Source organism: Stenotrophomonas sp. SY1, from assembly GCF_021202945.1.
Lineage (GTDB): Bacteria > Pseudomonadota > Gammaproteobacteria > Xanthomonadales > Xanthomonadaceae > Stenotrophomonas.
In genome coordinates this window covers 2,106,901-2,131,614 of record NZ_JAJOYR010000001.1, presented here as the reverse complement: position 1 = coordinate 2,131,614, position 24,714 = coordinate 2,106,901, and the positions used below count along the sequence as shown (strand labels likewise).

The following is a 24,714-nucleotide window of genomic DNA, read 5'->3' as shown; positions in this document are numbered from 1 at the left end:
TTACTCGAACGAACCCACCGAGTCGTGGCTGAGGTTGTCGAAACGGGTGTACTCACCGAAGAACTTCAGCTTGCACGAACCGGTCGGGCCACCACGGTGCTTGCCGATGATGATCTCGGCCAAGCCCTTGTCCGGCGAGTTTTCCTTGTTGTAGTAGTCGTCGCGGTAGATGAACACGATCATGTCCGCGTCCTGCTCGATAGCGCCGGATTCGCGAAGGTCGGCCATCACCGGGCGCTTGTCGGTACGCGTTTCCAGCGAGCGGTTGAGCTGCGACAGCGCGATCACCGGCACGTTCAACTCCTTGGCCAGGCCCTTGAGCGAACGCGAGATTTCCGAAATTTCGGTCGCGCGGTTTTCGCTGTTGCCCGGCACGCTCATCAGCTGCAGGTAGTCGATCACGATCAGGCCCAGGTCGTGCTCGCGCTTGAGCCGGCGGCACTTGGAGCGCAGGATCTCCGGCGACACGCCCGGCGTGTCATCGATGAAGATCTTGGTTTCCTTCAGCATGCGGATGGCGCCGGTGACGCGGCTCCAGTCCTCGTCTTCCAGCTGGCCGGTACGCAGGCGCTGGGCGTTGATGCGGCCGTTGGAGGAAATCAGACGCATCGCCAGCTGCGAGGCGGACATTTCCATCGAGAACACCGCAACGCCCTTCTTGGACTTGATCGCCGCGTATTCGGCGATGTTCAGCGCGAAGGTGGTCTTGCCCATGGCCGGACGCGCGGCAAGGATGATCAGGTCGGTCGGCTGCAGGCCGGCGGTCATCGCGTCAAAATCGTTGTAGCCGGTCGGCAGGCCGGTGATGTTGCCGCCGTTCTCGAAGCGGTTGCGCAGTTCTTCGAAGGCATCCTTCAGCGCGCCGGGCATGGCCACGAAGTCGGTACGCCCGCGTGCGCCCTGCTCGGCAATGGCGAACACCGACTTTTCAGCGGTCTGCAACAGCTCAGAGCTGTCGCGGCCTTCGGGCTGGAAGCCGTCATTGACGATGTCGGTGCCGACCTGGATCAGCTGCCGCAGCACCGCCTTGTCGCGCACGATTTCGGCGTAGGCGCTGATGTTGGCGGCCGACGGCGTGGTGCTGGCCAGTTCGATCAGATAGGCGCCATCGCCCACCTGGTCCATCTTGCCCTGCGACTCGAACCACTCGCCCAGCGTCACCGCATCGAACGGGCGATCGCGCTCGGACAGCTCGCGGATGGCGCGGTAGATCAGCTGGTGATCGCGGCGGTAGAAATCCTTCTCGGTCAACGCCTCGTTGACCCGGTCATAAGCCTCCGGCGCCAGCATCAGGCCACCGAGCACCGCCTGTTCGGCTTCCACCGAATGCGGGGGTACGCGCAGGGCATCGATGCGCTGTTCAGTGCGCTCGGAGCGGTCATTGCGGTCGGAACGGAAACCAGTACGGGCGGACATGAAAAGCGTATTTCCTGCAGTAAGGCCGTGCGGCCATGGTAGGTGGGCGTCAGCCACCGGGGTACGGACAACTCTGTGGATAACCTGTCCACAATTCCAGCCCCGGCGCGGCGGCCAGGCAGCGGTGCGTGGGTGGTCGTACAGAAAGACGCGCCCGGCACCGTTGCGGCGCCGGGCGCTGATTATCGCAGAGTGCCGCGCCGCCAACGCGCCCATTCCGGATTCAGGCGCGGGCGGTTACCGGATGGTCAGGGCTCAGGGCGCGTGATTGGTCTCGATCCAGGCCAGGAACCGGTCCACGAACCCTTGCAGGAATGCACGGGTACTGTCGTTGCTGATGCTGCCATCGGCCTCGATCAGACCTTCCTTGTAGTGCAGGAAGGCCTCAGGCTGGGCCATCACCGCCAGGTTCACGAACACCAGCACGTTGCGCAGGTGCTGCTGGGCCATGGCCGCTCCCGGGGCGCCGATCGATGCACCGATCACCGCCGCCGGCTTACCGTCGAAAGCGCTGTCACCATAGGGACGCGAAGCGGTATCAATGGCGTTCTTCAGCACGCCGGGGATGGAACGGTTGTACTCGGGGGTGACGAACAGCACCGCATCGGCGGCACGCACCTGGGTCTTCAGACGGGTGCCCTGCGGCGGAAACTGATTGTCGTGATCCTGGTTGTACAGCGGGATGTCATCGATCTTGAGGTACTCGAACTTGGCCCGGTCACCGGCCAGCTTTTCCAGCGCCTGCGCCAGCCGGCGGTTGATCGAATCCTTGCGCAGACTGCCGACGAAAACCGCGATCTTGTATTGGCTCATGGCGACCTCACTGGAGTGGTGAGCTCAGGCTAGCCAGTGAGGGCTTTGGGCGGGGTGAAGGTGTTTTTGCTGCTCCCCCTCTCCCCACCCCTCTCCCGCAAGGGGAGAGGGGCTTTGAAAGCTGCAACTGCAGGCACTGCTTCAACTTGTACGGATCCGAGCCCCCCTCCCCTCGTGGGGCGAAGCGGGCTGCTTGCGAACCATCGGTTCGCAGCCCGTTGAGCGCCCTTGCGCCAACGCAAGGGCTGGGGCGCGCCGCGGGGTTGGGAGAGGAGAAACGGGGAATGGCAAAGCCCGAAGCCCATGCCCCCAATCAACCCAACTCGGCCGCCGCTGCCACGATGTCGTTGTCCCCCGGCAGCACCAGCAATGCAGCTCCGGCCAACGGCGTGAATGTATCGGCGCCGGTCACGCGACGCAGCGGCACATGGCCCATGCCCGCCTCCACCAACGCGGTAATCACGCCCTCGCCCACGCCGGCGCTGTGCCGGCCTTCATCCACCACGATGATGCGCTTGGCATCTCTGGCCTGTTCAGCAATCCAGCTTTCGTTGAGCGGCACCAGCCAACGCAGGTCAAGCACCCGCACCTTCCAGCCATGCGCCTGCTCGATGGCCCTTGCCGCGCGCAGGCTCATCGGTACGCCGTTGCCGTAGCTGAAGATCACCAGGTCATCATTGCCTTCGCCATACACGCGCCCTTCGCCCAGTGTCAGCACCTGCTCCGGCGCCGGATACGGGAACAGCCATTGGCCATCGCCTGCCTCATGCAGGTCCTTGGTCATGTACAGCGCAATCGGCTCCAGGAAGATGCACACGCGCCCGTCGACCTTGGCCAGTGCTGCCAGCGTGCGCAGCATCGCGGCGGCATCGTCGCCACGCGACGGGCAACCCACCACGAGTCCCGGGATGTCGCGGATGGCGGTGATCGAGTTGTCGTTGTGAAAATGGCCGCCGAAGCCCTTCTGGTAGCCAAGCCCGGCGATGCGGATCAGCATCGGATTGCGGTACTGGTCGTTGGAGAAGAACTGCAGCGAACAAGCCTCCCCGCGCACCTGGTCGATGGCGTTGTGCAGATAGGCCAGGTACTGGATTTCCGGCAACGGCAGCATGCCCATGTTGGCGAAACCCTGGGCCATGCCCAGGATCATGGTTTCGTCCAGCAGCGTGTTGAACACCCGGCGCGGGCCAAATGCCTTCTGCAAACCCTTGGTCACCGTGTAGACACCGCCCTTCTGTGCCACGTCCTCGCCGAACAGCAGCGTCTCCGGGTACTTGCAGAACAGGTCGTGCAACGCCTGGTTGATCTGGATGGCAAGATGCCGGGGCGGCTGGTTCTCCGGCAATGCGGCGTCACTGCCGAACACCTGCAGGCGGCGTTCACTGAAGTCCGTACGCGTCGCTTCAGCGCGCACCTTGCCCGGCGTGTACGGCGCCAGCGGCGCGATCACGTCCTGCAATGCGTTCAATCGCGGGCGCTGGTCCGCCGCCTCGGCCGCTTCGAAGCAGCGCTTGCGGGTCTGTTCGTACAGCGCCAGCACCTCGTCCTTGTCCATCAGGCCGGATTCGACCGCGATCTGCGCCGAACGGAGCAGCGGATCACCGGCCTCCACCGCGCACAGCTCTTCCAGCGCCCGCCATTCGATCTCGAAATCGGTGCCGGCGTGGCCCATCAGGCGCGTGGTACGCAGGTGCAGGAACGTCGGCCGGCGCGTGCGCCGGCAATGTTCGACCGCGCGTTGCACGTCGGCATAGCCGTTGGCAAGGTCCAGGCCGTCGGCCTGGAAGTAATCCAGCCCCGGACGGTTGCGGAAGCTCTCGCCGATCCAGCCTTCCGGTGTCTTCACCGAGATGCCGATGCCGTTGTCCTCGCAGACGAACAACACCGGCGCCGGCAGCTTCTGGAAGCTGCTCCAGGCCGCCGCGTTGAATGCGGTCTGCGCGGTGGCGTGGTTGGCCGAGGCATCGCCAAAGGAACAGATGGTGATGCTGTCATCAGGAATCGGCAGCGCGTGGCCCAGCCGCTTGCCCGCTTCGATCGCCATCGCCGTGCCCAATGCCTTGGGCAGGTGCGAGGCGATGGTCGAAGTCTGCGGCAGCACCCACAGCGGCTTGCTGCCCCACACCTTGTGACGCCCACCGCTGGCCGGGTCGTCCTTGCTGGCAGCAAAGGACAACGCCGAGTCCATCACCGGGTCCATGCCCGGCAGCTTGCCAAAGCGCTCGGCCATGAAACCGCCGGAGCGGTAATGCAGGAACGCCGGATCGGTATGACGGGTGGCACGCGCAACCATCGCGTTGCCTTCATGGCCGGACGAGCCGATCGTGTAGAAAACCTTGTTCTGCACGCGCAGCACGCGCGCCATCAGGTCCAGGTGACGGCTGATCAGCTGCGACTTGAACAACGCAATGAAGCCCTGCGCATCCAGCGCGCTGCCGGGCAGTACGGGAGCGCTGTCCTGCGGCGCGGCTGCCGGCCCCCGTCCCAGCGCACTGACGTACTCGATGAAGTTGGTGTCGCAGATCTCGGCGCGGTTCAGGCCCTTCATGCGGGCCGGAATGGGATTGGGTACACGGGCAAACATGCAGACGGGCTCCACGGGTGCGGATGGATGGGTTTGGATCAGCGCGATGCGTCGATGCGGGCCTGCGCCTGTGGCGAAGCGCCCGGCATCGCAGTGAAACCGGGTTGCGCACGCACTGCCTGCAGCCAACGGCCGATGGCCGGATAGGCGCTCAAGGCGATGCCGCCGTCTTCGGCAACAGCGGTGTAGGCGAACAGGGCGATATCGGCGATGCCGTAATGCGGACCGGTGAACCAGTGGTGCTCGGCCAGGTGCTGCTCCATCACCGCCAATGCCTGGTGGCCGCGCTCACGCAGCTTCGGCAGATCGGCGCGGCGTGGCGAATCCAGCTCGGTCCAGCCACTGATGAAGCGCGCCACTGCAACGTAGGGTTCGTGGCTGTACTGCTCGAAGAACATCCACGACAAGGCTTGCGCCCGTTGCCACCCGTCGGTCGGAAGGAATGGCGTGCCTTCGGCCAGCCAGAACAGGATGGCGTTGGATTCCACCAGTACGCGGCCGTCGTTGCGCCGTACCAGCGGCACCTTGCCGTTGGGATTCATCGCCAGGAATTCCGGCGTGTGCGTCTGGCCGCCCGCGCTGTCCACTTCCTGCCATTCGTAGCGTGCGCCGAGTTGTTCCAGCAACAGTCGCACCTTGTGGCAATTGCCCGAACTGGACATGCCATACACCGTCAACGCAGCACCCGGATTGCTCACAGCCCTGCTTCTCCCTCCCCGCCGCGATGGCGGGCGAAACAGCATCTGACCGGAAGTCATGCCATCGGGTAAAGCTGCAACCGCAGCAAAGCAGCTTTACCGCCCGCGCATCGCTGAAACCCCCGCGTGTAGCGCCGAGCCATGCTCGGCGCGGACTGGCCGCGATGCCGTTGCCGAGCATGGCTCGGCGCTACCGTTTCCTCGAAAATGCCGCAGCCGGTTGTTTCCCGGTACTACGCCCGCTGCGCCATCCACTCCTGACGCGACTGGCCCCAGACATCCACCAGCACTTCATGCGGCGGCGGCAGGTGCGTGACACGCATCACCCGCGATCCGAGCTTGCGTGCCACGACCTGTGAATTGGTGTTGTCCGGCGCGATGGTGTGGATGACCTCTTCCCAATCCAGCGCATCGAACGCCCAATCGATGGTGGCCCGCGCCGCCTCCGGCGCGTAGCCACGGCCCCAGAACTCGGATGCGATGCTCCAGCCCACCTCGGTGCCCGGCCATCCGTAGGGCTGCCATGGCCCTACGCGCCCGATCCAGCGGCCACTGCTTTTCTCGATCACCGAGAACATCGAATAGCCCAGCAGTTGCCAGCTGCCGACAAGACCGGCCAGGCTCCGCCACGCCACCGGCTTGGCCTGCACACCACCCAGGTGCGCCATCGTCACCGGATCGGCGCAGAACGCAGCGAACGCTTCGAAATCATCAATCGTCGGCGGCCGCAGCAGCAGACGCTCGGTCTCCAAGCGCAGGTCGAAGATGCTCATGGGTTGCTCCTGTTGAACAGACAGTCACGCTATCACTTGGGACGCCGGACGCGCCCCCTCCCCAGCCCTTCCCCTGCTGCGCAAGGGAGGGAGCAATCGTGCACGCCGCGTCATGTCGCAGCGAAGGCCGCTTCTCATCGCCCCGCGTTGGCGCAGCCACAGGGAGAGCTGGGGAGGGGCAACGCTTCATGCGCCTTCCTCAAACCCCGGCCCTGCAACGAAAGAAGGCCGGCTTTCGCCGGCCTTCCCTGTGATTCATCACAACACGCCGATTACTGGCGGTTGCTGCTGCCATCCACCGCAGCAGTCTGGGTGACCACCTGGCCATCGAGCACCGGCAGGCGGTCGCTGACCGGCTTGTTGTCCATGCGCACGGTCTTTTCCTGGCCGTCGTAACGGTAGGTCACGTCGTAACCGATGGTCTGATCTTCGTTGCCCAGCGACACGCGCTCACCCGGCTTGCTGTCCATGCGCATGCTGCCTGTGCTGCCATCGGCCTTGCGGTAGCTGACGTTGTAGCCCGTGACCCGGCTGGACTCGGACGTGCGCTGCTCGGTGTGGCACTGGCGCTCGGTGCTCTCGACCACACGACCACCAACGTGGCGCTTGTCGACCTGGTTGCCGATCATGCCACCGGCCACGGCACCCGCCGCGGTGGCCGCCTTCCTGCCATTGCCGCCGCCCACCTGGTTGCCCAGCAGGCCGCCGATCACGGCGCCGGCAACAGTGCCGCCGACATTGCCATCACGCTCGGGCAGGCGCTCCTGCACAACAACGTCGTTGCAGACTTCGTGCGGGGTGCTGCTGGTGGAACTTTCGCGGATCGCCTCGCTGCCGGTCACGGTGGCGTAGACGCGCTCCTTCTGGGTGATCGGGGCAACCTTGAGCACATCGGCGTACTCCAGCTTGCCGGCCTGCAGCTGGCTGCCAGCCGCGGCGTCATCCACCAGCGGCTGCCCGTCGAGGCCGGCAACCGGGGCAAGTCCGTCGGCCTGGGTGGCGGGCTTGTCGCGGCCCTGCATGAAGGCGGCGGTGGCAATACCGCCAACCAGCAGCGCGCCTGCGGCAACCAGAATGGTCGTAGTGGTGCTTTTCATGAGTGGCTCCCGGCGGCGATACCGCGTGTAGATGTCGTGGCGTGATTGCAGCACGACGAAGCTGAACGAAGGCCAGTATTTCTGACCATGGACTATCGAAAACATGCGCGCCGCCGCAATATCGCCGCTGTTGATTCACATTCCACCGGATCTGCCATGAGCCTGATGCTGACGCCTTTCATGGAGTGGGCACGCAAACTGCGTTACCCCACCCTGTTCAAGATCACCGCCGGCCTGTTCGCGGTCAGCATGCTGCTGCCGGACCCGATACCGTTCATGGATGAAATCCTGTTCGGCCTGGGTACGCTGCTGCTGGCCAACTGGAAGCGACGCAAGCAGCCGGCCAACGAGCCGCCGGTGCTGCCGCGCAAGCGCTGACCCGTGCAACTGATCGACAGTCACTGCCATCTGGATGCGGACGAGTTCGATCTCGACCGTGATGCAGTGCTCAGCCGCGCACAGGCGGCCGGGGTCGGCATGCAGATCGTCCCCGCGGTCACCGCAGCCAGCTGGCCGAAACTCAAACAGACCTGCGCGGCTGCATCCGGCCTGCATCCCGCCTACGGGTTGCATCCGATGTTCCTGTCCGAGCATCGGCCCGAGCATCTTGCCCAGCTGCGCGAGTGGGTGGAACGCGAGGCGCCGGTGGCAATCGGCGAATGTGGGCTGGACTTCTTCGTTGAAGGACTCGATGCGGACAGCCAGCGGCATTACTTCCAGGGCCAGCTGGAGCTGGCACGCGAATTCCAGTTGCCGCTGGTGGTACACGCACGCCGCGCGGTGGACGAGGTCATCCAACGCATCCGCCGGACCGGCCGGCTGCGCGGCGTGGTCCATAGTTTTTCAGGCAGCCCCGAGCAGGCCCGGCAATTGTGGGACCAGGGGTTCCTGATCGGCCTGGGCGGCCCCCTCACCTACCCGCGCGCCAATCGCCTGCGCACGCTGGTGACGCAGATGCCGCTGGAGTTCCTGTTGCTGGAAACTGACGCGCCGGACCAGCCCGATGCCGGCATCCGTGGCCAGCGCAATGAGCCCGCGCGCCTGCTCGACATCGCGCAGACCGTTGCCGAACTGCGCGGCCAACCCATCGAGGAAGTCGCCGCACAGACCACGGCCAACGCTCGGCGTTTGTTTGCGTTGTAGTCGCGCAGGCGGCCCGCAGTGCGCTGCCCCGACCAGCGAATCTCAAATTCCAGATCGCCCTCACCCCAACCCCTCTCCCGCAGGCGGGAGAGGGGCTTTCAACGCGCATGCCGGGATGCGGTCTGGTGGTTCGAATGCCGCGCGGGGATCACGCTGCGCGCCACTGCAAATCACCCCGCCGCAATCACGAATCCCGCACGCCGGAAGGGGCTTTCAATGCGCATGCCGGCATGCAGTCTGGTGATCCAAATGACGCGCGGGGATCACGCTGCGCGCCACCCCCAATCATCTCGCCGCAATCACGAATCCCGGCGTTTCAGCAGCATCTCCAAAGCCTTGCCCACCGCCACGAATGCGAACGCACCGGTGATGTGGGTGGCCGCGCCCAGGCCGGCGCCACAGTCCAGCTTCATCGCCTCGTCTGGCCCCAGGTTCGGACGCAGGCCGCATACGCTGCCGTCGGCCTGCGGGTACTTGACGTTCTCCAGCGAGTAGATCGCCGGCACACCGAAGTAGCGCTGTGCGTTCTTGGGAAAATTGAAATCGCTGCGCAGTTTCTTCCGGATCAGCGCCATCATCGCGTCGTGCTCGGTACGCGAGACATCACGCACCCTTACCAGGGTGGGATCGGTACGCCCACCGGCCGCGCCCACGGTGATGATCGGCAGCTTGCGACGACGGCACCAGGCAATGCATTCCACCTTCACCCGGAAGCTGTCGCAGGCATCGATCACCAGGTCGAAGCCACGATCCAGCAGCTGCTCCATGTTGGAGGTGGTCAGGAACGATTCCACCGCATCCACGTCGATGTCCGGGTTGATCGCGCGGCAACGCTCGGCCATCGCCTGCGCCTTGTTGCGGCCGTACTGGCCCGCCAGCGCCGGCAGCTGCCGGTTGGTGTTGGACACGCAGATGTCGTCGGCATCGATCAGGCTCAGGTGGCCCACGGCCGTGCGCGCCAGCGCCTCGGCCACCCAGGAACCCACGCCACCCATTCCGACCACGGCCACCCTGCAACCGGCCAGATGCTCGACGGTGCCCGCCCCGTACAGCCGGTCGATCCCGGCAAAACGCTCACGCAGTTGTTCTTTCATCCGGCCATTTTACCCGGGGCTGCATAATGCCCGCGCATCCCTTTGCCACGTAGCCCTGGAGCCAACGCAAATGTCTGATCCTGTCCGCGCACCGTCCAAGTCCGCCCGTTACCTGTTCGTACTCATCGCCGGCCTGCTGATCGGCGCGGTGGCCACTGTGATGATCATGCGCGCCATCCAGGCCCGCCAGGACCACTTCCCGAGCAGCCTGATGACGGTGATGTCCAAGCAGACCCAACTGCTGAGCGACAGCCAGAAGCAGAACCGGTGCAGCATCAACGACACCTCCCCGCGCCTGCAGACCCTGCGTTCGCTGGCCAATGATCTAGAGCAGGCATTCCCCAGCCTGCGTGACGACCAGCGCTTCCAGCTCAGTGCCAGCCGCCTGCGCGCCACCTTGAACGATGCCCTGGCCAAGCCGCCGGCCGACTGCGCCAGCCTGGCCGCCGTCTCGCAGAAGATCGGCAGCGACTGCAAGGCCTGCCATCAGGATTTCAGGTAAGCACATCGCTCCCGCGCGTGGTTGGCCCTCCATTCACGCATGAGACGACACGATCTTCACCGCCGGGTATGCGCCCATACCCGTTTCCCAATCCGGCAAGGAGAAAGACCATGAAGATCCAACTGATCGCTGCAAGCGCCATCGCCACCCTGGCCCTGGCAGGTTGCGCCACCACCTCGCCGGGTTACAGCGGCGGCTACAACCAGGGTGGCAACTACGACAACGGCTACAACCAGAATCGTTGTACCGATTGCGGCGTGGTCACCCGCATCAACACGGTGGCTTCGGGCCGCACCGCTCCCTCTGCCACGGGCGCCATCCTTGGCGGCCTGGTTGGCGCCGTAGCCGGGCATGAAATCTCCGACCACACCGGCGGCAGCAAGGGCAACCAGAACATCGCTGCCGTGGCAGGCGCGGTCGGTGGCGCGTTTGCCGGCAACAAGATCCAGCAGAACGTGACCGGCAACTCTTACGACATCCAGGTGCGCATGGATGACGGCCGGGTGATCATGGTCAACCAGAAGGACCTGGGCGCCATCCGCGAAAACACGCTGGTGCGCGTGGTCAACGGCCGCGTTGTACTGCGCTGAGTTGACGCGACAAGCCGCAACGGGAAAGGCCCGCGCGAACGCGGGCCTTTCTTTTGTACCGGCGGCGGGCTGTTAGACCGGCTGCACGGCGTCTGCCTGCAGGCCCTTCTGGCCCTGCACGACGGTGAAGGTGACCTTCTGGCCTTCCTTCAGGCTTTTGAAGCCCTGGGTCTGGATGGCGCGGAAGTGAACAAACACGTCTTCACCGTTTTCACGACTGATGAAGCCAAAGCCCTTGGCATCATTGAACCACTTGACGGTACCGGTTTCGCGATCGGACATCTCGACTGACTCCCTGGTGCTCTCTCTCGTTTGATGGATACGCCCCGCAAGGCGGCTGATTGCAAGGAGGAAGCGAGGTGCAACGATGCAGCAAATCATTCGATCTACCGATCAGGCCACGATTCACGGTGACCTTGCCAAGCTCAGCGGCTGCAACTTAACCCGGCCATAACCAAAATGCAATGCTGCTACAGACAGTAAAGTCAACCCCTATTCGACCCCCTTCAGAGCCAACATGGACTATTCATTCATCTTCTATCTGGTAGCGGCGGTACTGGTGGTGGTCGGCCTGGCCGGCATCATCCTGCCGGCCCTGCCCGGCGTCCCGCTGGTGTTCGTCGGCCTGCTGGTCGCCGCCTGGGGCGAGGGCTTCGAGCGGATCGGCTGGCTGCCACTGGTGGTGCTGGGGGTACTGACCGTCATCTCGATCGTGGTGGACGTCATCGCCACGGTGGTCGGCGCGCAGAAGGTGGGCGCCAGCCGGCTGGCCCTGCTCGGCTCGGTCATCGGCACGGTGGCAGGCCTGTTCTTCATGCCGATCGGCCTGTTCGTCGGCCCGTTTGCAGGCGCCTTGCTGGGCGAATACCTGCATGGGCGCAACCTGGGCCAGGCCACCAAGGTCGGCTTCGGCACCTGGCTGGGCATCGTGCTGGGCGTGGCGTTCAAGCTGGGCCTGGCGATGACGATGATCGCGGTATTCGCGGTGGCCTGGTTTGTCTGAACTCCGCATTCGCCCATGACTCCCCCTAGACGGGGTAATGGCCGACAATCCCACCACTGCGCCACTGATGCCAACCGCGCCGAACATTCCCGGCAACCATTGGCCCGGCCACCCCACAGCGACCGGAAGCACTTCATGCGAATCCATGTTCTTGCCAGTTCCCTGCTGATCGCCCTTGGCGGGGTCAGCACCCCGCTCCTGGCCCAGGAGTCGATCACCGAGCCGGCCACACCGCAGGCCTGCTTCGCGCTGGACTCCGATGCCGCCCGCCTGGCCTGTTACGACAAGGTGCTGGGCCGCAGCCCGGCCGATACCCGCGCTGCCGATGCCGCTGCCAGCGCTGCGTTGCAGGCGCGCAAGGAGGCCAAGGCCAGCGCCAAGGAACTGGATGGCGAAGACCCGCGCCGCAACGAATTGTTCGCCCACGACGAGCTCGCCTCGCTGGCGGCCAATGCCGGCCGCGGCTCGCTGCTGGACAGCCGCTGGGAGCTGGCCAAGGATTCGAAGCTGGGCCGGTTCCAGCTGCGCGCCTACAAGCCGGTTTATCTGCTGCCTGCGTTCTGGAGCAGCAACCCCAATGAAATGCCGCATTCGCCCAACCCCAACAACACCGCCACCCAGGCCGAGAACCTGGACAGCACCGAGCTGAAGTTCCAGCTCAGCTTCAAGACCAAGATCGCCGAGAACCTGTTCGGCGACAACGGCGACATCTGGGTCGGCTACACCCAGAGTTCGCGCTGGCAGGCCTACAACAGCGAGATCTCGCGACCGTTCCGCGAAACCAATTACGAACCCGAAGTGATGCTGACCTTCCGCAACGGCTATTCGCTGTTTGGCTGGAACGGCCGCATGACCGGCGTCAGCCTCAACCATCAGTCCAACGGTCGCAGCGACCCGCTGTCACGCAGCTGGAACCGCGTCGTCTTCAACGTCGGCCTGGACCGCGACAACTGGGCCATCATGCTGCGCCCGTGGTACCGCATTCCGGAAAGCGACAGCGATGACAACAACCCGGACATCGAGGACTACATCGGCCGTGGCGATGCCACCGTGGTCTACAACCGCAACGGCCACGAAGTCTCGTTGACCGGCCGCCATTCGCTGCGCAGCGGCGACCGTTCGCACGGTTCGTTGCAGCTGGACTACGCCTTCCCGATCAACAACCTGCTGCGTGGCCACGTGCAGGTATTCGATGGTTACGGCGAAAGCATGATCGACTACAACCACCGCGCCACCTACGTTGGCGTGGGCGTCTCGCTGCTGGAGTGGTTCTGACCCAATGAAAGCAACCATCTGGCACAACAACCGCTGCTCCAACTCCCGCGGCGCGCTGGCGCTGCTGCAGGAAGCCGGCGTGGACGTGGAAGTCATCAACTACCTGGAGACGCCGCCCTCGGCAGCGCAACTACGTAGTCTTCTGGACGAAATGGGCATGCCCGCACGCGAGCTGCTGCGCAGCAAGGAGCCAGCCTATGCCGAGCTCGGCCTGGCATCCAGGCTTGATGACGAGCCGGCACTGATCGCGGCGATGAGCCAACACCCGGCGTTGATCAACCGCCCGATCGTGCGCACCGCCAAGGGCACCGCCCTGTGCCGTCCGCCGGAAACCGTGCGCACCCTGATCGACTGAACCACGCCCGGCCGGGCCGGCTCACCGGCCCTGGCCGCTGGCTGCCAGGATCACGTCGTACAGTTCTTCCAGGCTCTCATTCGGCGTGAAGATCCGCTCGTTGACGAAGATCGTGGGCGTGCCGGTGACGCCGCTGCGGAAGCCGCCTTCGGCATCGCGCTGGATGCGTTGCAGATAGACCGGGTCATCCATGGCCTTGGCCAGCCCTTCTTCGGGCAGGCCAAGTTCGCGCATCAGTTCGCGATAGACCACTTCACCCAGCTGCTGCTGGCTGCGGAACAGCGCATCGTGCGCCGGCCAGAACTGGCCGTGCGTGGCCGCGTACTCGGCGGTGATCGCCGCCGGCAGCGCCTGCGGGTGCGAGCGCGGCAGCGGGAAGTTGCGAAACACCACGCACAGCGTGTCACCAAAGCGCTGTTGCAGGCGCTTGATCAGCGAGAACGCCTCTTCGCAGTACGGGCACTGGTAGTCGGCGTACTCCACCAACACCACCGGCGCATCCAGGCGGCCCTGGATATGGTCCTGATTCCCCACGGGGACACTCAATACACTCATCGGCCCACTCCTGGCAGCAACCGGCCCGACAACTGCGTCGGCGGCAGCGGCCTGCACCCTGCGACTGTACTCCCGGCCATGTGCCAGCCAGATGAACCCTGACAGCCGCATGCGGTGGTTGCCGATGGCGCCCGCTTTGACCGACCATGCGTTCGCCCGCTCTCGACAGGAAGTCCGCATGGCCCGCCAACGACGCTCGTTCTTCGCCTACAGCTCCGCCCTGCTGGGGCTGCTGAGCCTGATGGCGGTGGCCTGCTTCCACTTCCCGGAGCTGCTGACCAGCCGCGAGTTCCGCGCGGTCTACAACGAACACTTCGCCCGCCATCTGCTGCTGGTCGCGCTGTCAGCGGCCTTCATCATGGGCACCGTGGCCATCCTGCGTGACCGCAACAAGCGCATCGCCACACTGGGGGTCGGCAGCGCGACCCTGGCGGTGCTGCTGGGCGGTACCAACGTGCAGTTCGACACCATCGGCAAGACGCCCTACTCGCTCGGGCTGGACTGGTTCGTGCTGTCGCTGTTCTTCTCGGCGCTGGTGTTCGTGCCGCTGGAGCGCTACCTGGGCAAACGCGCGCTGTCGCCGCTGCGGCCGGGCTGGCGCACCGACGTGGCCTATTTCTTCATGAGCCACGTGCTGGTGCAGTTCATCCTGATCCTGGTCACCGCCTCCACCTCGACCATTGCCGGGCTGGCGGCATTCCCGTCATTGAAAGCGGCGATCCAGTCGCTGCCGGTGTGGGCGCAGTTTCTGATCGCGGTGTTCGTGGCCGACATGGCACAGGCGCTGCTGCACCGCGCCTACCACAACATTCCCTGGCTCTGGCGCTTCCACGCCGTGCACCATTCCAGCCGCCACATGGACTGGCTGGCCGGCTCGCGCATCCACATCGTCGAGATCGTGATGACCCGCAGCGCGGTGCTGCTGCCGTTGCTGATCCTGGGCTTCTCCACGCCAGCGGTGAACGCCTACGTGATCCTGGTCGGCCTGCAGGCGGTGCTGGCCCACGCCAACCTCGGCATCCGCTTCGGCTGGCTGGAATACCTGCTGGTGCTGCCGCGCTACCACCACTGGCATCACGCGCGGCAGCAGGAATACATCGACGTGAACTACGCCATTCACCTGCCGCTGGTGGACATGCTGATGGGCACGTTCAAGCTGCCGCGTGACCAGGCACAGTGGCCTCAGGAATACGGCGTGATGAAGCTGGAAACGGTGCCGAACGGAATCGTCAAACAGCACCTGATGCCGTTCCAGGGTGGGCGCAAGTTCGAGGATTACGTGGATTGAGGGATGGGCTGGGCGGGTCATCGCGAAACTGGCCAGCCCCCTCTCCCCAACCCCTCTCCCGCAAGGGGAGAGGGGCTTTCAGGTTGCGACAAACGGGATTGCCCCCTTCTCCCGTTCGCGCGAGAAGCAGCCCGCAGGGCGGATGAGTGCAGCTTTGCTCTTGCGCGTTTGAGGCCTCCACTCCGGCCAGGAAAGAGAGGCTTTCAGGTTGTGACGATCTGGATTACTCCCTTCTCCCGTTTGCGGGAGAAGGTGCCCGCAGGGCGGATGAGGGCGCCTTGCTTCTGCTTGCTCGACGCATCCGCTCTCCCGAAGCCCTCCCGCTAAAGGAGAGAAGCCTTGAAAGTGCAGCGGCTCAAGTCCAGTCGGTGATGCCTTCGCGTCGATAGACTTCGGCAAAAGCCGGACGCGCCTTCATCAGCGCGGCATGTGCCGCCAGTGCCGGCCAGCGATCGCTCGGACGTGGCATGTTGCGGCTCCAGCGCATCAGCATGGTCAGCAGGAAATCCACCACCGACACGTTGTCGCCGAGCACATACGGGTCACCGTCAGCGAGATGGTCCGCCATCTGCTGCCAGGCCGCTTCCAGCTGCACACGGGCGCGCTCCTTGACCTCGGCGCTGCTCGCCTCGCCGGCCGGCTCGTCCGGGTAGAACCATGCGCGGTAAGCCGGCATCAAGGTGTACACGCAGAAGCAGACCCAACGGTAGTAATCGCCGCGCTCATGGCTACCCGGCGCCGGTGCGAAACCTGCCTGCGGATGCAGGTCCGCCAGATGCATCGCGATGGCGGCCGATTCGGTCAACACCTGGCCGTGGAGCAACAGCGTCGGCACGCGCCCGGCCGGGTTGATCGCCAGGTACTGGGCTGATTTCTGCTCGCGCCGTTCGAAGTCCAGCTGATGCAATTCGTAATCGATGCCCAGCTCGATCAGCAGCCAATGCACGACCAGCGAGGCGGTACTTTGTGATCCATACAGCACGACAGACATGAGCGGCTCTCAAGCGGACGGAACGGCATTCTAGCGCCCGTTCCCCGACCAACCCCACCTGCCGGGCATGGCTCGGCGCTACCAACTGCTTCGCATAGCAACGGCTTCAGCCGCGAAGCTGACGGTCCTCAAGCCCGCCTAAACTCCTGCCATTTCATAACGCCTGGCTAGTCCAGCTTGCCGAGCATGGCTCGGCACTACCGGGCGATGCGGATCCGGCTCAGTTGCAGCTGGCCATGCATGTACTGAGGCGCTCACCACACACCGAGGCAGCCGAACGGTTCTGACAGAACGCCTGTGACGTCTGACAAGCGCCGCGCAGCTCGGAATTGGTGATCTTGTCGCACTGGTTGTTCCTGTTCGCCTCGCCACAATCGCCATAGCTGCGCGGGTTGGCATTGCATTCCTGGTAACGGCTCTGGCAGTAGTTCACGCAGGCCGCCGGATCATTCCTTGGCGCATCGCGCCAACTTCCATTGCCGCAGCCGGCAATCGACATCGCCACTGCCAAAGCCATCAACCACTGGATATTCCGCATCGGTCCACCCCGCAAACGACGACGGCCCGAGCATAGCCCGGGCCGTCGCTGCATCACCAGTCAATCCGGTGCGGCTTACTCCACCACCACCGGAATCTTGCCGATGCGCGCCTGCCATTCACGCGGGCCGGTCTTGTGCACGGATTCACCGGTGGAATCCACGGCCACGGTCACCGGCATGTCCTGCACGGTGAACTCGTAGATCGCTTCCATGCCCAGGTCGGCGAAACCAACCACCTTGGAAGCCTTGATCGCCTTGGACACCAGGTAGGCCGAACCGCCGACCGCCATCAGATAGGCCGACTTGTTGTCGCGGATGGCCTCAATGGCAGCCGGGCCGCGCTCGGCCTTGCCGACCATGCCCAGCAGGCCGGTCTGCTCCAGGATCTGGCGGGTGAACTTGTCCATGCGCGTGGCGGTGGTCGGGCCAGCCGGGCCCACCACTTCGTCGCGCACCGGATCGACCGGGCCAACGTAGTAGATGAAGCGGCCCTTCAGATCGACCGGCAGCTGCTCGCCCTTGTTGAGCATCTCGACCATGCGCTTGTGCGCGGCGTCGCGGCCGGTCAGCAGCTTGCCGTTGAGCAGCAGGGTCTGGCCCGGCTTCCATGCGGCCACTTCTTCCGGGGTGATGTTGTCCAGATCGACGCGGGTGCCCTTGGACGAGTCGTAGGTCAGCTCGGGCCAGTCTTCCAGCGACGGCGGGTCCAGCATCACCGGGCCGCTGCCATCCAGGGTGAAGTGCGCGTGGCGGGTGGCGGCGCAGTTCGGGATCATCGCCACCGGCAGGTTGGCGGCGTGGGTCGGGAAGTCCTTGACCTTGATGTCCAGCACCGTGGTCAGGCCGCCCAGGCCCTGCGCACCAATGCCCAGCGCGTTGACCTTTTCGTACAGCTCAAGACGCAGCTCTTCGGCACGGTTGGAAGCGCCGCGGGCCTGCAGATCGGTGATGTCGATCGGCTCCATCAGCGATTCCTTGGCCAGCAGCATCGCCTTCTCGGCGGTACCACCGATACCGATGCCAAGCATGCCCGGCGGGCACCAGCCTGCACCCATGGTCGGCACGGTCTTGAGCACCCAATCCACGATCGAATCGGACGGGTTGAGCATGGCGAACTTGCTCTTGGCTTCCGAACCACCGCCCTTGGCGGCCACGATCACGTCGACCGTATCACCCGGCACGACCTTGATGTTGACCACGCCCGGGGTGTTGTCCTTGGTGTTGGTGCGCTTGCCGGCCGGGTCGGCCAGCACCGAGGCGCGCAGCTTGTTGTCCGGGTAGGCGTAGGCGCGGCGGATGCCTTCATTGGCCATGTCCTCCACGCCCATGGTGGCGTCGTCCCAGCGCACGTTCATGCCGATTTCCAGGAACACGGTGACGATGCCGGTGTCCTGGCAGATCGGGCGGTGACCTTCGGCGCACATGCGCGAATTGATCAGGATCTGCGCGATCGCCTCCTTGGCGGCCGGCGATTCCTCGCGCTCATAGGCGGCAGCGAGGTTCTTGATGTAGTCCACCGGGTGGTAGTACGAGATGTACTGCAATGCGTCGGCGACGGACTGGATGAAATCTTCCTGCTTGATCGATGTCACGGCTTGCTCGCTTGCTGAAGGCTGGCGGGGGTTTCAGCCGGCCATTTTACGCCTTGCCGCCGGAGCGTGCTCCCTGCCCCTACCTTGGTAGCAGCGACGCAGGCCGCCAGGCACGTGGCCTGCCAGCGCCCGTGCCTTGGCGGCCAAGGCCGCTTCTGCGCCAGATACCCACCCTTTGGGACACACTGTCACACCGGCCCGCCCTGCCGCGTCCTTGCCACATGAACGCCGAAACCACCTTCCAGACCCACCGCCCGCGCCTGCTGGCGCTGGCGTATCGCCTGCTGGGTAGCCGCGCCGACGCCGAAGACGTGGTCCAGGATGCCTGGCTGCGCTGGGCCGACGCCGATACCGCCGCCATCAATGACCCGGAGGCCTGGCTGGTCACCGCGACCACCCGGCTCGGCCTGGACCGGCTGCGCAAGGCCACCCGCCAGCGGCTGGACTACGTCGGCCCATGGCTGCCGGAACCGCTGCACGTCGCACTGGAGCTACCCGGCGAACCGGCGCCGGACCAGATTCACTCCCTGGCCGAAGATGTTTCCCTCGCCTTCCTGACCCTGCTCGAACAACTGGGGCCGGAAGAACGCGCTGCCTTCCTGCTCAAGGAAGTGTTCGACCACGATTACCGGGAGATCGCACCGTTGCTGGGCCACAGCGAGGCCAGCTGCCGGCAGCTGGTGCATCGCGCCAAACAGCGGCTGCAGGCCGGGCGGCCACGCTTCAACGCCGACAGCGGCCAGCACCGGCAACTGCTGGCCCGCTTCATGGAGGCCTCGCAGCGGGGTGACAGCGAAGCCATCCAGGCATTGCTGCACACCAATGCCCGCCTGATCTCCGATGGCGGCGGCGTGGTGACGGCAGCGATCCGTCCGTTGCTGGGCGCCGAGCGCATTGGCCGGCTGTTCTGGGCCATCGCCCGCCGGGGTGCGGCGCAACCGGCGCAGCTGGGTAACGTCAACGGCGAACCGGCGATCCTGCGCTTCGACAACGGCCATCTGCACTCGGTGACCACCGTCGAAATCGTCGATGGCCGCATCACCACGATCTACAGCGTGCTCAACCCGAACAAATTGCCGGCGAGCGTCACAGCGAACGACGCTGGCGCGTCCTTGTGATGAAAGGTGGCCATCGTGGCCATCCGGAGACCTGAAATGTCCGCAGCTTCGCCCCGCGTCCCCTATCCCCGCCTTGCCGCCGATGCCTTCAAGGGCCTGCTGGCCACCAGCAAGGCAGTGCATGACAGTTCCATCGAGCACGACCTGATGGAGCTGGTGTTCCTGCGTGTATCGCAGATCAACGGCTGCGGCTATTGCATGGACATGCACGGCACCGCGCTGCGCAAAGCCGGCATCGAGCCGCGCAAGCTCGATACGCTGCCGGCCTGGCATGAAAGCCGCTTCTTCGATGCCCGCGAACGCGCCGCGCTGGGCTGGGCCGAAGCGCTGACCCGGCTGCCCGACGGCGCACCGTCGGACGCCGCATTCGACGCACTGGCACCCCACTTCGACGAAAAGGGCATCAGCGACCTGAGCATGGGCGTGGCGGTGATCAATGCCTGGAACCGATTGGGCGCCGGTCTGCTGCCGCCGCTGCCGTAAGCAGACCAGTCCGGTCCGGCCGCTTCCACGCCGGACCGGACCGATGGCCGCAGCCCCGGGCAGACCGCACAATAGGCTGCATGAACACGCTCGTCCTGATCCTCGACCTGATCGGCACCTTCGTTTTCGCCCTGTCCGGGGCGACGATGGGCGTGCGTCGCCGGCTGGATATCTTCGGCGTGCTGGTGCTGTCGTTCGCGGCGGCTTTGGCCGGCGGCATCACCCGTGACCTGCTGATCGGCGCCACCCCGGTAGCGGCGATCAGCGACTGGCGTTACCCGGCCATCACCCTGGCCGCAGGCATCGTCACCTTCTTCTGGGCGCCGCTGATCGAGCGCATGCAGTACCCGGTGCGCATGTTCGATGCGATGGGCCTGGCGCTGTTTGCGGTGGCCGGCACGCAGAAGGCGCTGTCCTTCGGCATCGATCCGCCGATGGCGGCGGCATTGGGCATGCTGACCGGCATCGGTGGCGGCATCGCCCGTGACGTGCTGCTGGCGCAGGTGCCGCTGGTGCTGCAGGCCGAGCTTTACGCGGTGGCCGCTTTGGCCGGTGCGGCAGTGGTCGCACTTGGCTATTGGCTGGGGTTGCCACCGGTACCCTGCGCGCTGGCCGGTGCATCGCTGTGCTTCGGGCTGCGGATGATGGCCATGCACTTCGGCTGGCACCTGCCCGTGGCGCTGCAGTCGTCCGATCCGCCACCTCCGGAAGGTCCGCGCCGCTGAGCCAAGCCACCCGGCCAGCGGGCGACTCCGGCACGGGCATCGACGTCACTGCACACGCCCGCTCCGCTTCGCACCCCGGGTGACGCCACGCTCACATCACCTGCGCGAAGGTTGGTCTCCATTGACCAGGAGAACGCAATGGCCGCAGCACGTTCGGACACTCTGATCGGCGATGAAATCGTTCATACCCTCGGCCGCCATGGGCAGGCCTCGCAGGTGTTGGTGCAGGTCAAGGAGGGCCGGGTAACCCTGTCCGGCGATGTTCCCAGCGCGGAGGTCAAACTGCAGGTCGAGGAACTGGTGGCCGACATCGAAGGTGTCCGCGGCGTGCGCAGCCTGCTCAATGTGGACAGCGGCAATCGCTCCTTCGGCGCCCCCGGCGAAGCGATACGCGACAACCCCGACGGTCGCGATGACGCGCACATGGGCGACATCGACCTGGGCAAGGACGGCTGACCCCGGCAACTTGCAGGTACCCTGTGCCGGCGCACCACCGTTGAAGCCCCCATGCCCCACGCTGCATCCAACACCCAAGCAAAACCCAGCCTGCGCGAACGCATGAATGCCATGCGCAACCTGCCGCCGTTCCTGCGGCAGGTGTGGCAGACCAGCCGCATCCTGACCATCGCCAGCCTCGGCCTGCGCCTGATCCGCGCCTTGCTGCCGGTGGCGATGTTGTACGTGGGCAAGCTGATCATCGATGAAGCCGTGCGCCTGGCCGGTGCCGGCCCGATGCCGCCACTGGGCGAAGCGCTGGCCAGCGGCCACCTCAGCACGCTGCTGGAACTGCTGCTGCTGGAGCTGGGCATCGCGATCGGTTCGGACCTGCTCGGGCGGCTGGTCAATTACGCCGACGCACTGCTCTCGGAACTGTTCACCAACGCCACCAGCGTGCGCCTGATGGAACACGCCGCCGAACTGGACCTTGAGGATTTCGAGGACCCGGAACTGCAGGACAAGCTCGACCGTGCGCGTCGCCAGACGATGGGCCGGATGAGCCTGATGAGCCAGTTGTTCGGGCAGGCACAGGATGTCATCACCGTCATCAGCTTCGCCGCCGGCCTGGTGATCTACGCGCCCTGGCTGATCGCGTTGCTGGCCGTCGCGCTGGTGCCTGCCTTCATCGGCGAATCGCACTTCAACACGCTGGGTTACTCGCTCAACTTCAGTTGGACGCCCGAGCGCCGCCAGCTCGACTACCTGCGCCAGGTTGGCGCCAGTGTGGAAACCGCCAAGGAGGTGAAGATCTTCAACCTCCATCGTTTCCTGATTGAACGCTACAAGCTGCTGGCCGAGCGCTTCTTCCTGGCCAACCGCGCGCTGGCGCGCAAGCGCGCGTTGTGGGGCACCGTGCTCGCGGCGCTGGGTACGCTGGGCTATTACACCGCCTACGCCTACATCGCCTGGCGCACGATCCGTGGTGATTTCAGCATCGGCGACCTGACCTTCCTGTCCGGCAGCTTCCTGCGCCTGCGTCAGCTGCTCGAAGGCCTGCTGACCGGTTTTTCGCAGGTGGCCAGCCAGGCGCTGTACCTGGACGATCTATTCACGTTCTTCGCGATCAAGCCGGAAATCCACTCGCGCACCGATGCCGTCGCCATCCCGCGCCCGATCCGCGAGGGCTTCGTGTTCGAGAACGTCGGCTTCCGCTACCCCGATGCCGAGCGCTGGGCAGTGCGCAATCTCGATTTCCACCTGCGCGCCGGCGAGGTGCTCGCCCTCGTCGGTGAGAACGGTGCCGGCAAGACCACCCTGGTCAAGCTGCTGGCACGTCTGTACGACCCGGACGAAGGCCGCATCCTGCTCGATGGCCGCGACCTGCGCGACTACGACCTGGACGACCTGCGCGCCAACCTGGGCGTGATCTTCCAGGACTTCGTCCGCTATCACCTGACCGCCGGCGAGAACATCGGTGTCGGCCTGGTGGAGGCAATGGATGACGAAGACCGTATCCGCGACGCTGCACGTCGTGCCCTGGCCGACGAAGTCATCGACGGCCTGCCGGCCGGCTATGACCAGCTGATCGGCCGCCGCTTCAAGACCGGCGTGGACCTGTCCGGCGGCCAATGGCAGAAGATCGCCATCGCCCGTGCCTACATGCGCGATGCGCAGGTGATGATCCTCGACGAGCCCACCGCAGCCCTGGATGCACGCGCCGAGTTCGAGGTGTTCCAGCGTTTCAAGGAACTGTCGGACAACCGCACCGCGGTGCTGATCTCGCATCGTTTCTCATCGGTGCGCATGGCCGACCGCATCCTGGTGCTGGCCGATGGCCGCATCGAGGCCAGCGGCACCCATGAGCAGCTGATGACCGAAGGCGGCCGCTACGCGGAGTTGTTCGAGCTGCAGGCGGCCGGATATCGGTGATCGGTTGTTCGTGATCCGGGATGGAGCGGCGCGCTATCCCGGCCAACCGCCCCCGGATCGCTGGAATTGAGCGCCTGCCTGCCCGCTGCCACTTCCACGCAGCCCGCATTCCAAACCCGACCCTTGCCAGCAAATGAGATTCATTCCCATTTAATTGAAATCGGCTAGAATGCCGCAGTCATTCCTACAACGAATCACGGCATGTCTTCCGCTTTTGGCGCCGAAACGGTGCTTGAAGTCCGTCATTGGACGGACGCCTACTTCAGCTTCTCGACCACCCGCGACAGCGGCTTCCGCTTCGACAACGGCCAATTCGTGATGATCGGCCTGGAAAACGACGGTGCCCGCCCGCTGATGCGTGCCTATTCCATCGCCAGCGCCAACTGGGAAGAGCAGCTGCACTTCTTCAGCATCAAGGTGCAGGACGGCCCGCTGACTTCGCGCCTGCAACACCTCAAGCCCGGCGACAAGGTGCTGGTCGGCAAGAAGCCCACCGGCACGCTGCTGATCAGCGACCTGCACCCCGGCAAGCACCTTTATCTGCTGGGCACCGGCACCGGCCTGGCGCCGTGGCTGAGCATCGTCAAGGACCCGGAGACCTACGAGCGCTTCGAGAAGGTCATCGTCTGCCATGGCGTGCGCTTCGAGAAGGACCTGGCCTACCGCGAGTACTTCGAGAAGGAACTGCCGGAAGACGAGATCCTCGGCGACATCGTCCGTGACAAGCTGCTGTACTACCCGGCCGTCACCCGCGAGCCGTTCCCGAACCAGGGCCGCCTGACCACGCTGATGGAAACCGGCCTGATGCAGCAGAGCCTTGGCCTGCCGCCGCTGGACCCGGCCAATGACCGCTTCATGATCTGCGGCAGCCCGCAGATGCTGGCCGACCTGCGCAGCGTGCTCGACGCCCGCGGTTTCGAGGTGTCCTCGCGCATCGGCACGCCCGGCCATTACGTGTTCGAGCGGGCCTTCGTCGAGAAGTAAGCCGCTGCAACCCTTGTAGGAGCGGCGTAAGCCGCGAAGCTGATCAAGGACTGGGTATCGGGTCAACTGCAATTGCAGACTGGCCCGGTGTTCCATGTATTAACTGCTTCGCGGCTTACGCCGCTCCTATACGGTTCCGTTTGCGCATCAACCCAACGCCGCGCGGATGTCGTCTTCCAGCGACTCCGGCTTGGCCGTTGGTGCATAGCGCGCGATCACCTGCCCGTCGCGGCTGACCAGGAACTTGCTGAAGTTCCATTTGATCGCACCGATGCCCAATGCGCCGCGTTTCTGCCGTTGCAGCCAATGCCACAGCGGATGCGCATCCGGGCCGTTGACCTTGACCTTGGCCGAGATCGGAAAACTGACCCCGTAATTGAGATCGCAGAAGGCCCGGATATCCTGCGCCTCGCCCGGCTCCTGATGGCCGAACTGGTCGCAGGGAAAGCCCAGCACCACCAGCCCGCGCGTGCCGTACTCGCGCCACAGCCGCTCCAGGCCTTCGTATTGCGGGGTGAATCCGCACTTGGAGGCGGTGTTGACGATCAGCAGCACCTTGCCATCGAAGCCCGCCAGGTCCAGCGGCTGGCCGTCCAGGGCGGTGGCTTGGAATTCGAATGCACTGGCCATGGGCACATCTCCGAACGGGCCTGCAAGACTACGCCATCACGGCGACAACTGCCGCCAACGCACGGTCAGCCAGCATGTGCTTGCCCTTGCAACCATGCC

Annotated in this window: 27 protein-coding genes; 14 read left to right on the top strand and 13 right to left on the bottom strand. The window is 65.0% G+C overall.

Annotated elements, in window-relative coordinates:
- The 6 genes from LR961_RS09035 to LR961_RS09010 all read right to left on the bottom strand — a co-directional run bounded on the left by LR961_RS09035 (position 1) and on the right by LR961_RS09010 (position 7,381).
- Positions 1 to 1,416 (bottom strand): replicative DNA helicase, encoded by a 1,416-nt coding sequence (locus LR961_RS09035; RefSeq protein ID WP_232148445.1) that lies wholly within the window; start codon positions 1,414 to 1,416, stop codon positions 1 to 3.
- Positions 1,417 to 1,671: 255 nt separating this feature from the next.
- On the bottom strand, positions 1,672 to 2,229 hold the full coding sequence (locus LR961_RS09030; RefSeq protein WP_232148444.1) for an NADPH-dependent FMN reductase: 558 nt from the start codon (positions 2,227 to 2,229) through the stop codon (positions 1,672 to 1,674).
- A 313-nt stretch (positions 2,230 to 2,542) separates the two neighbouring features.
- Positions 2,543 to 4,813 carry a thiamine pyrophosphate-dependent enzyme gene (locus LR961_RS09025; RefSeq protein ID WP_232148443.1) on the bottom strand — a complete coding sequence of 757 codons (2,271 nt, stop codon included), beginning with the start codon at positions 4,811 to 4,813 and terminating at the stop codon, positions 2,543 to 2,545.
- A 38-nt stretch (positions 4,814 to 4,851) separates the two neighbouring features.
- A complete protein-coding gene (locus tag LR961_RS09020) occupies positions 4,852 to 5,511 on the bottom strand; it encodes a glutathione S-transferase family protein (protein WP_332311023.1) in 660 nt (219 codons plus the stop codon).
- A 233-nt stretch (positions 5,512 to 5,744) separates the two neighbouring features.
- Positions 5,745 to 6,284, bottom strand: a complete 540-nt coding sequence (locus LR961_RS09015) for a GNAT family N-acetyltransferase (protein WP_232148442.1) — start codon at positions 6,282 to 6,284, stop codon at positions 5,745 to 5,747.
- A gap of 272 nt (positions 6,285 to 6,556) precedes the next feature.
- The gene (locus tag LR961_RS09010; protein ID WP_269670566.1) at positions 6,557 to 7,381 is read right to left on the bottom strand and encodes a glycine zipper 2TM domain-containing protein; all 825 of its coding nucleotides are present in this window, start codon (positions 7,379 to 7,381) and stop codon (positions 6,557 to 6,559) included.
- A gap of 156 nt (positions 7,382 to 7,537) precedes the next feature.
- Here LR961_RS09010 and LR961_RS09005 point away from each other — a divergent pair, with 156 nt between their 5' ends.
- The gene (locus LR961_RS09005) at positions 7,538 to 7,759 is read left to right on the top strand and encodes a DUF6116 family protein (protein WP_232148441.1); all 222 of its coding nucleotides are present in this window, start codon (positions 7,538 to 7,540) and stop codon (positions 7,757 to 7,759) included.
- Positions 7,760 to 7,762: 3 nt separating this feature from the next.
- Positions 7,763 to 8,524, top strand: coding sequence for a TatD family hydrolase (locus tag LR961_RS09000; RefSeq protein WP_232148440.1), 762 nt, complete (start codon positions 7,763 to 7,765; stop codon positions 8,522 to 8,524).
- A 299-nt stretch (positions 8,525 to 8,823) separates the two neighbouring features.
- Here LR961_RS09000 and LR961_RS08995 read toward each other — a convergent pair whose 3' ends face one another.
- A complete protein-coding gene (locus tag LR961_RS08995; protein WP_232148439.1) occupies positions 8,824 to 9,618 on the bottom strand; it encodes a tRNA threonylcarbamoyladenosine dehydratase in 795 nt (264 codons plus the stop codon).
- 70 nt (positions 9,619 to 9,688) lie between these two features.
- Here LR961_RS08995 and LR961_RS08990 point away from each other — a divergent pair, with 70 nt between their 5' ends.
- Together LR961_RS08990 and LR961_RS08985 are read left to right on the top strand one after the other, a co-directional pair.
- Positions 9,689 to 10,120: a hypothetical protein gene (locus LR961_RS08990; RefSeq protein ID WP_232148438.1), complete on the top strand. Its 432-nt coding sequence runs from the start codon at positions 9,689 to 9,691 to the stop codon at positions 10,118 to 10,120.
- 110 nt (positions 10,121 to 10,230) lie between these two features.
- Positions 10,231 to 10,710, top strand: a complete 480-nt coding sequence (locus tag LR961_RS08985; protein ID WP_232148437.1) for a glycine zipper 2TM domain-containing protein — start codon at positions 10,231 to 10,233, stop codon at positions 10,708 to 10,710.
- A gap of 72 nt (positions 10,711 to 10,782) precedes the next feature.
- Here the strand turns inward: LR961_RS08985 and LR961_RS08980 are convergent, their stop codons facing one another.
- The gene (locus tag LR961_RS08980) at positions 10,783 to 10,992 is read right to left on the bottom strand and encodes a cold-shock protein (protein WP_108765608.1); all 210 of its coding nucleotides are present in this window, start codon (positions 10,990 to 10,992) and stop codon (positions 10,783 to 10,785) included.
- Between the two features lie 235 nt (positions 10,993 to 11,227).
- On the opposite strand from LR961_RS08980, the gene LR961_RS08975 reads away from it, so the two are divergent.
- The 3 genes from LR961_RS08975 to arsC all read left to right on the top strand — a co-directional run bounded on the left by LR961_RS08975 (position 11,228) and on the right by arsC (position 13,343).
- Complete coding sequence (locus LR961_RS08975; RefSeq protein ID WP_232148436.1) at positions 11,228 to 11,713, top strand: DUF456 domain-containing protein; 486 nt, start codon at positions 11,228 to 11,230, stop codon at positions 11,711 to 11,713.
- Between the two features lie 135 nt (positions 11,714 to 11,848).
- Positions 11,849 to 12,988, top strand: coding sequence for a phospholipase A (locus LR961_RS08970; protein WP_232148435.1), 1,140 nt, complete (start codon positions 11,849 to 11,851; stop codon positions 12,986 to 12,988).
- Positions 12,989 to 12,992: 4 nt separating this feature from the next.
- Complete coding sequence (gene arsC, locus LR961_RS08965; protein WP_232148434.1) at positions 12,993 to 13,343, top strand: arsenate reductase (glutaredoxin); 351 nt, start codon at positions 12,993 to 12,995, stop codon at positions 13,341 to 13,343.
- A 21-nt stretch (positions 13,344 to 13,364) separates the two neighbouring features.
- Here the strand turns inward: arsC and LR961_RS08960 are convergent, their stop codons facing one another.
- Positions 13,365 to 13,898 (bottom strand): thioredoxin domain-containing protein, encoded by a 534-nt coding sequence (locus LR961_RS08960; RefSeq protein WP_232148432.1) that lies wholly within the window; start codon positions 13,896 to 13,898, stop codon positions 13,365 to 13,367.
- A gap of 178 nt (positions 13,899 to 14,076) precedes the next feature.
- Between LR961_RS08960 and LR961_RS08955 the strand changes: the two genes are divergently transcribed.
- The gene (locus tag LR961_RS08955; protein ID WP_232148431.1) at positions 14,077 to 15,186 is read left to right on the top strand and encodes a sterol desaturase family protein; all 1,110 of its coding nucleotides are present in this window, start codon (positions 14,077 to 14,079) and stop codon (positions 15,184 to 15,186) included.
- Between the two features lie 355 nt (positions 15,187 to 15,541).
- On the opposite strand, the gene LR961_RS08950 is transcribed toward LR961_RS08955, so the two are convergent.
- The 3 genes from LR961_RS08950 to LR961_RS08940 all read right to left on the bottom strand — a co-directional run bounded on the left by LR961_RS08950 (position 15,542) and on the right by LR961_RS08940 (position 18,308).
- Entirely contained in the window at positions 15,542 to 16,177 is a 636-nt protein-coding gene (locus tag LR961_RS08950) for a glutathione S-transferase family protein (protein WP_232148422.1), read from the bottom strand.
- 220 nt (positions 16,178 to 16,397) lie between these two features.
- Complete coding sequence (locus tag LR961_RS08945) at positions 16,398 to 16,715, bottom strand: hypothetical protein (RefSeq protein ID WP_232148419.1); 318 nt, start codon at positions 16,713 to 16,715, stop codon at positions 16,398 to 16,400.
- 75 nt (positions 16,716 to 16,790) lie between these two features.
- Entirely contained in the window at positions 16,791 to 18,308 is a 1,518-nt protein-coding gene (locus tag LR961_RS08940) for a fumarate hydratase (RefSeq protein WP_232148417.1), read from the bottom strand.
- Positions 18,309 to 18,529: 221 nt separating this feature from the next.
- Here LR961_RS08940 and LR961_RS08935 point away from each other — a divergent pair, with 221 nt between their 5' ends.
- The 6 genes from LR961_RS08935 (at position 18,530) to LR961_RS08910 (ending at position 23,985) form a co-directional block, all read left to right on the top strand.
- The gene (locus LR961_RS08935; RefSeq protein ID WP_232148406.1) at positions 18,530 to 19,426 is read left to right on the top strand and encodes an RNA polymerase sigma-70 factor; all 897 of its coding nucleotides are present in this window, start codon (positions 18,530 to 18,532) and stop codon (positions 19,424 to 19,426) included.
- A 36-nt stretch (positions 19,427 to 19,462) separates the two neighbouring features.
- Positions 19,463 to 19,909, top strand: a complete 447-nt coding sequence (locus LR961_RS08930; RefSeq protein ID WP_232148404.1) for a carboxymuconolactone decarboxylase family protein — start codon at positions 19,463 to 19,465, stop codon at positions 19,907 to 19,909.
- Between the two features lie 80 nt (positions 19,910 to 19,989).
- Positions 19,990 to 20,634, top strand: a complete 645-nt coding sequence (locus LR961_RS08925) for a trimeric intracellular cation channel family protein (protein WP_232148402.1) — start codon at positions 19,990 to 19,992, stop codon at positions 20,632 to 20,634.
- A gap of 138 nt (positions 20,635 to 20,772) precedes the next feature.
- Positions 20,773 to 21,090 carry a BON domain-containing protein gene (locus LR961_RS08920; protein ID WP_232148400.1) on the top strand — a complete coding sequence of 106 codons (318 nt, stop codon included), beginning with the start codon at positions 20,773 to 20,775 and terminating at the stop codon, positions 21,088 to 21,090.
- Positions 21,091 to 21,141: 51 nt separating this feature from the next.
- Positions 21,142 to 23,001: an ABC transporter ATP-binding protein gene (locus tag LR961_RS08915; protein ID WP_232148398.1), complete on the top strand. Its 1,860-nt coding sequence runs from the start codon at positions 21,142 to 21,144 to the stop codon at positions 22,999 to 23,001.
- A 201-nt stretch (positions 23,002 to 23,202) separates the two neighbouring features.
- Positions 23,203 to 23,985 carry a ferredoxin--NADP reductase gene (locus LR961_RS08910; protein ID WP_232148396.1) on the top strand — a complete coding sequence of 261 codons (783 nt, stop codon included), beginning with the start codon at positions 23,203 to 23,205 and terminating at the stop codon, positions 23,983 to 23,985.
- A gap of 147 nt (positions 23,986 to 24,132) precedes the next feature.
- Here LR961_RS08910 and LR961_RS08905 read toward each other — a convergent pair whose 3' ends face one another.
- The gene (locus LR961_RS08905) at positions 24,133 to 24,615 is read right to left on the bottom strand and encodes a glutathione peroxidase (protein WP_232148394.1); all 483 of its coding nucleotides are present in this window, start codon (positions 24,613 to 24,615) and stop codon (positions 24,133 to 24,135) included.
- Positions 24,616 to 24,714 lie beyond the last annotated feature (99 nt).

Bases quoted from the DNA above. Each gene is read 5' to 3' on its own strand.
- LR961_RS09035 (WP_232148445.1), bottom strand. From the start codon at position 1,416: ATGTCCGCCCGTACTGGTTTCCGTTCCGACCGCAATGACCGCTCCGAG.
- LR961_RS09030 (WP_232148444.1), bottom strand. From the start codon at position 2,229: ATGAGCCAATACAAGATCGCGGTTTTCGTCGGCAGTCTGCGCAAGGAT.
- LR961_RS09025 (WP_232148443.1), bottom strand. From the start codon at position 4,813: ATGTTTGCCCGTGTACCCAATCCCATTCCGGCCCGCATGAAGGGCCTG.
- LR961_RS09015 (WP_232148442.1), bottom strand. From the start codon at position 6,284: ATGAGCATCTTCGACCTGCGCTTGGAGACCGAGCGTCTGCTGCTGCGG.
- LR961_RS09010 (WP_269670566.1), bottom strand. From the start codon at position 7,381: ATGAAAAGCACCACTACGACCATTCTGGTTGCCGCAGGCGCGCTGCTG.
- LR961_RS09005 (WP_232148441.1), top strand. From the start codon at position 7,538: ATGAGCCTGATGCTGACGCCTTTCATGGAGTGGGCACGCAAACTGCGT.
- LR961_RS08995 (WP_232148439.1), bottom strand. From the start codon at position 9,618: ATGAAAGAACAACTGCGTGAGCGTTTTGCCGGGATCGACCGGCTGTAC.
- LR961_RS08990 (WP_232148438.1), top strand. From the start codon at position 9,689: ATGTCTGATCCTGTCCGCGCACCGTCCAAGTCCGCCCGTTACCTGTTC.
- LR961_RS08985 (WP_232148437.1), top strand. From the start codon at position 10,231: ATGAAGATCCAACTGATCGCTGCAAGCGCCATCGCCACCCTGGCCCTG.
- LR961_RS08980 (WP_108765608.1), bottom strand. From the start codon at position 10,992: ATGTCCGATCGCGAAACCGGTACCGTCAAGTGGTTCAATGATGCCAAG.
- LR961_RS08975 (WP_232148436.1), top strand. From the start codon at position 11,228: ATGGACTATTCATTCATCTTCTATCTGGTAGCGGCGGTACTGGTGGTG.
- LR961_RS08970 (WP_232148435.1), top strand. From the start codon at position 11,849: ATGCGAATCCATGTTCTTGCCAGTTCCCTGCTGATCGCCCTTGGCGGG.
- arsC (WP_232148434.1), top strand. From the start codon at position 12,993: ATGAAAGCAACCATCTGGCACAACAACCGCTGCTCCAACTCCCGCGGC.
- LR961_RS08960 (WP_232148432.1), bottom strand. From the start codon at position 13,898: ATGAGTGTATTGAGTGTCCCCGTGGGGAATCAGGACCATATCCAGGGC.
- LR961_RS08955 (WP_232148431.1), top strand. From the start codon at position 14,077: ATGGCCCGCCAACGACGCTCGTTCTTCGCCTACAGCTCCGCCCTGCTG.
- LR961_RS08950 (WP_232148422.1), bottom strand. From the start codon at position 16,177: ATGTCTGTCGTGCTGTATGGATCACAAAGTACCGCCTCGCTGGTCGTG.
- LR961_RS08945 (WP_232148419.1), bottom strand. From the start codon at position 16,715: ATGCGGAATATCCAGTGGTTGATGGCTTTGGCAGTGGCGATGTCGATT.
- LR961_RS08935 (WP_232148406.1), top strand. From the start codon at position 18,530: ATGAACGCCGAAACCACCTTCCAGACCCACCGCCCGCGCCTGCTGGCG.
- LR961_RS08930 (WP_232148404.1), top strand. From the start codon at position 19,463: ATGTCCGCAGCTTCGCCCCGCGTCCCCTATCCCCGCCTTGCCGCCGAT.
- LR961_RS08925 (WP_232148402.1), top strand. From the start codon at position 19,990: ATGAACACGCTCGTCCTGATCCTCGACCTGATCGGCACCTTCGTTTTC.
- LR961_RS08920 (WP_232148400.1), top strand. From the start codon at position 20,773: ATGGCCGCAGCACGTTCGGACACTCTGATCGGCGATGAAATCGTTCAT.
- LR961_RS08915 (WP_232148398.1), top strand. From the start codon at position 21,142: ATGCCCCACGCTGCATCCAACACCCAAGCAAAACCCAGCCTGCGCGAA.
- LR961_RS08910 (WP_232148396.1), top strand. From the start codon at position 23,203: ATGTCTTCCGCTTTTGGCGCCGAAACGGTGCTTGAAGTCCGTCATTGG.
- LR961_RS08905 (WP_232148394.1), bottom strand. From the start codon at position 24,615: ATGGCCAGTGCATTCGAATTCCAAGCCACCGCCCTGGACGGCCAGCCG.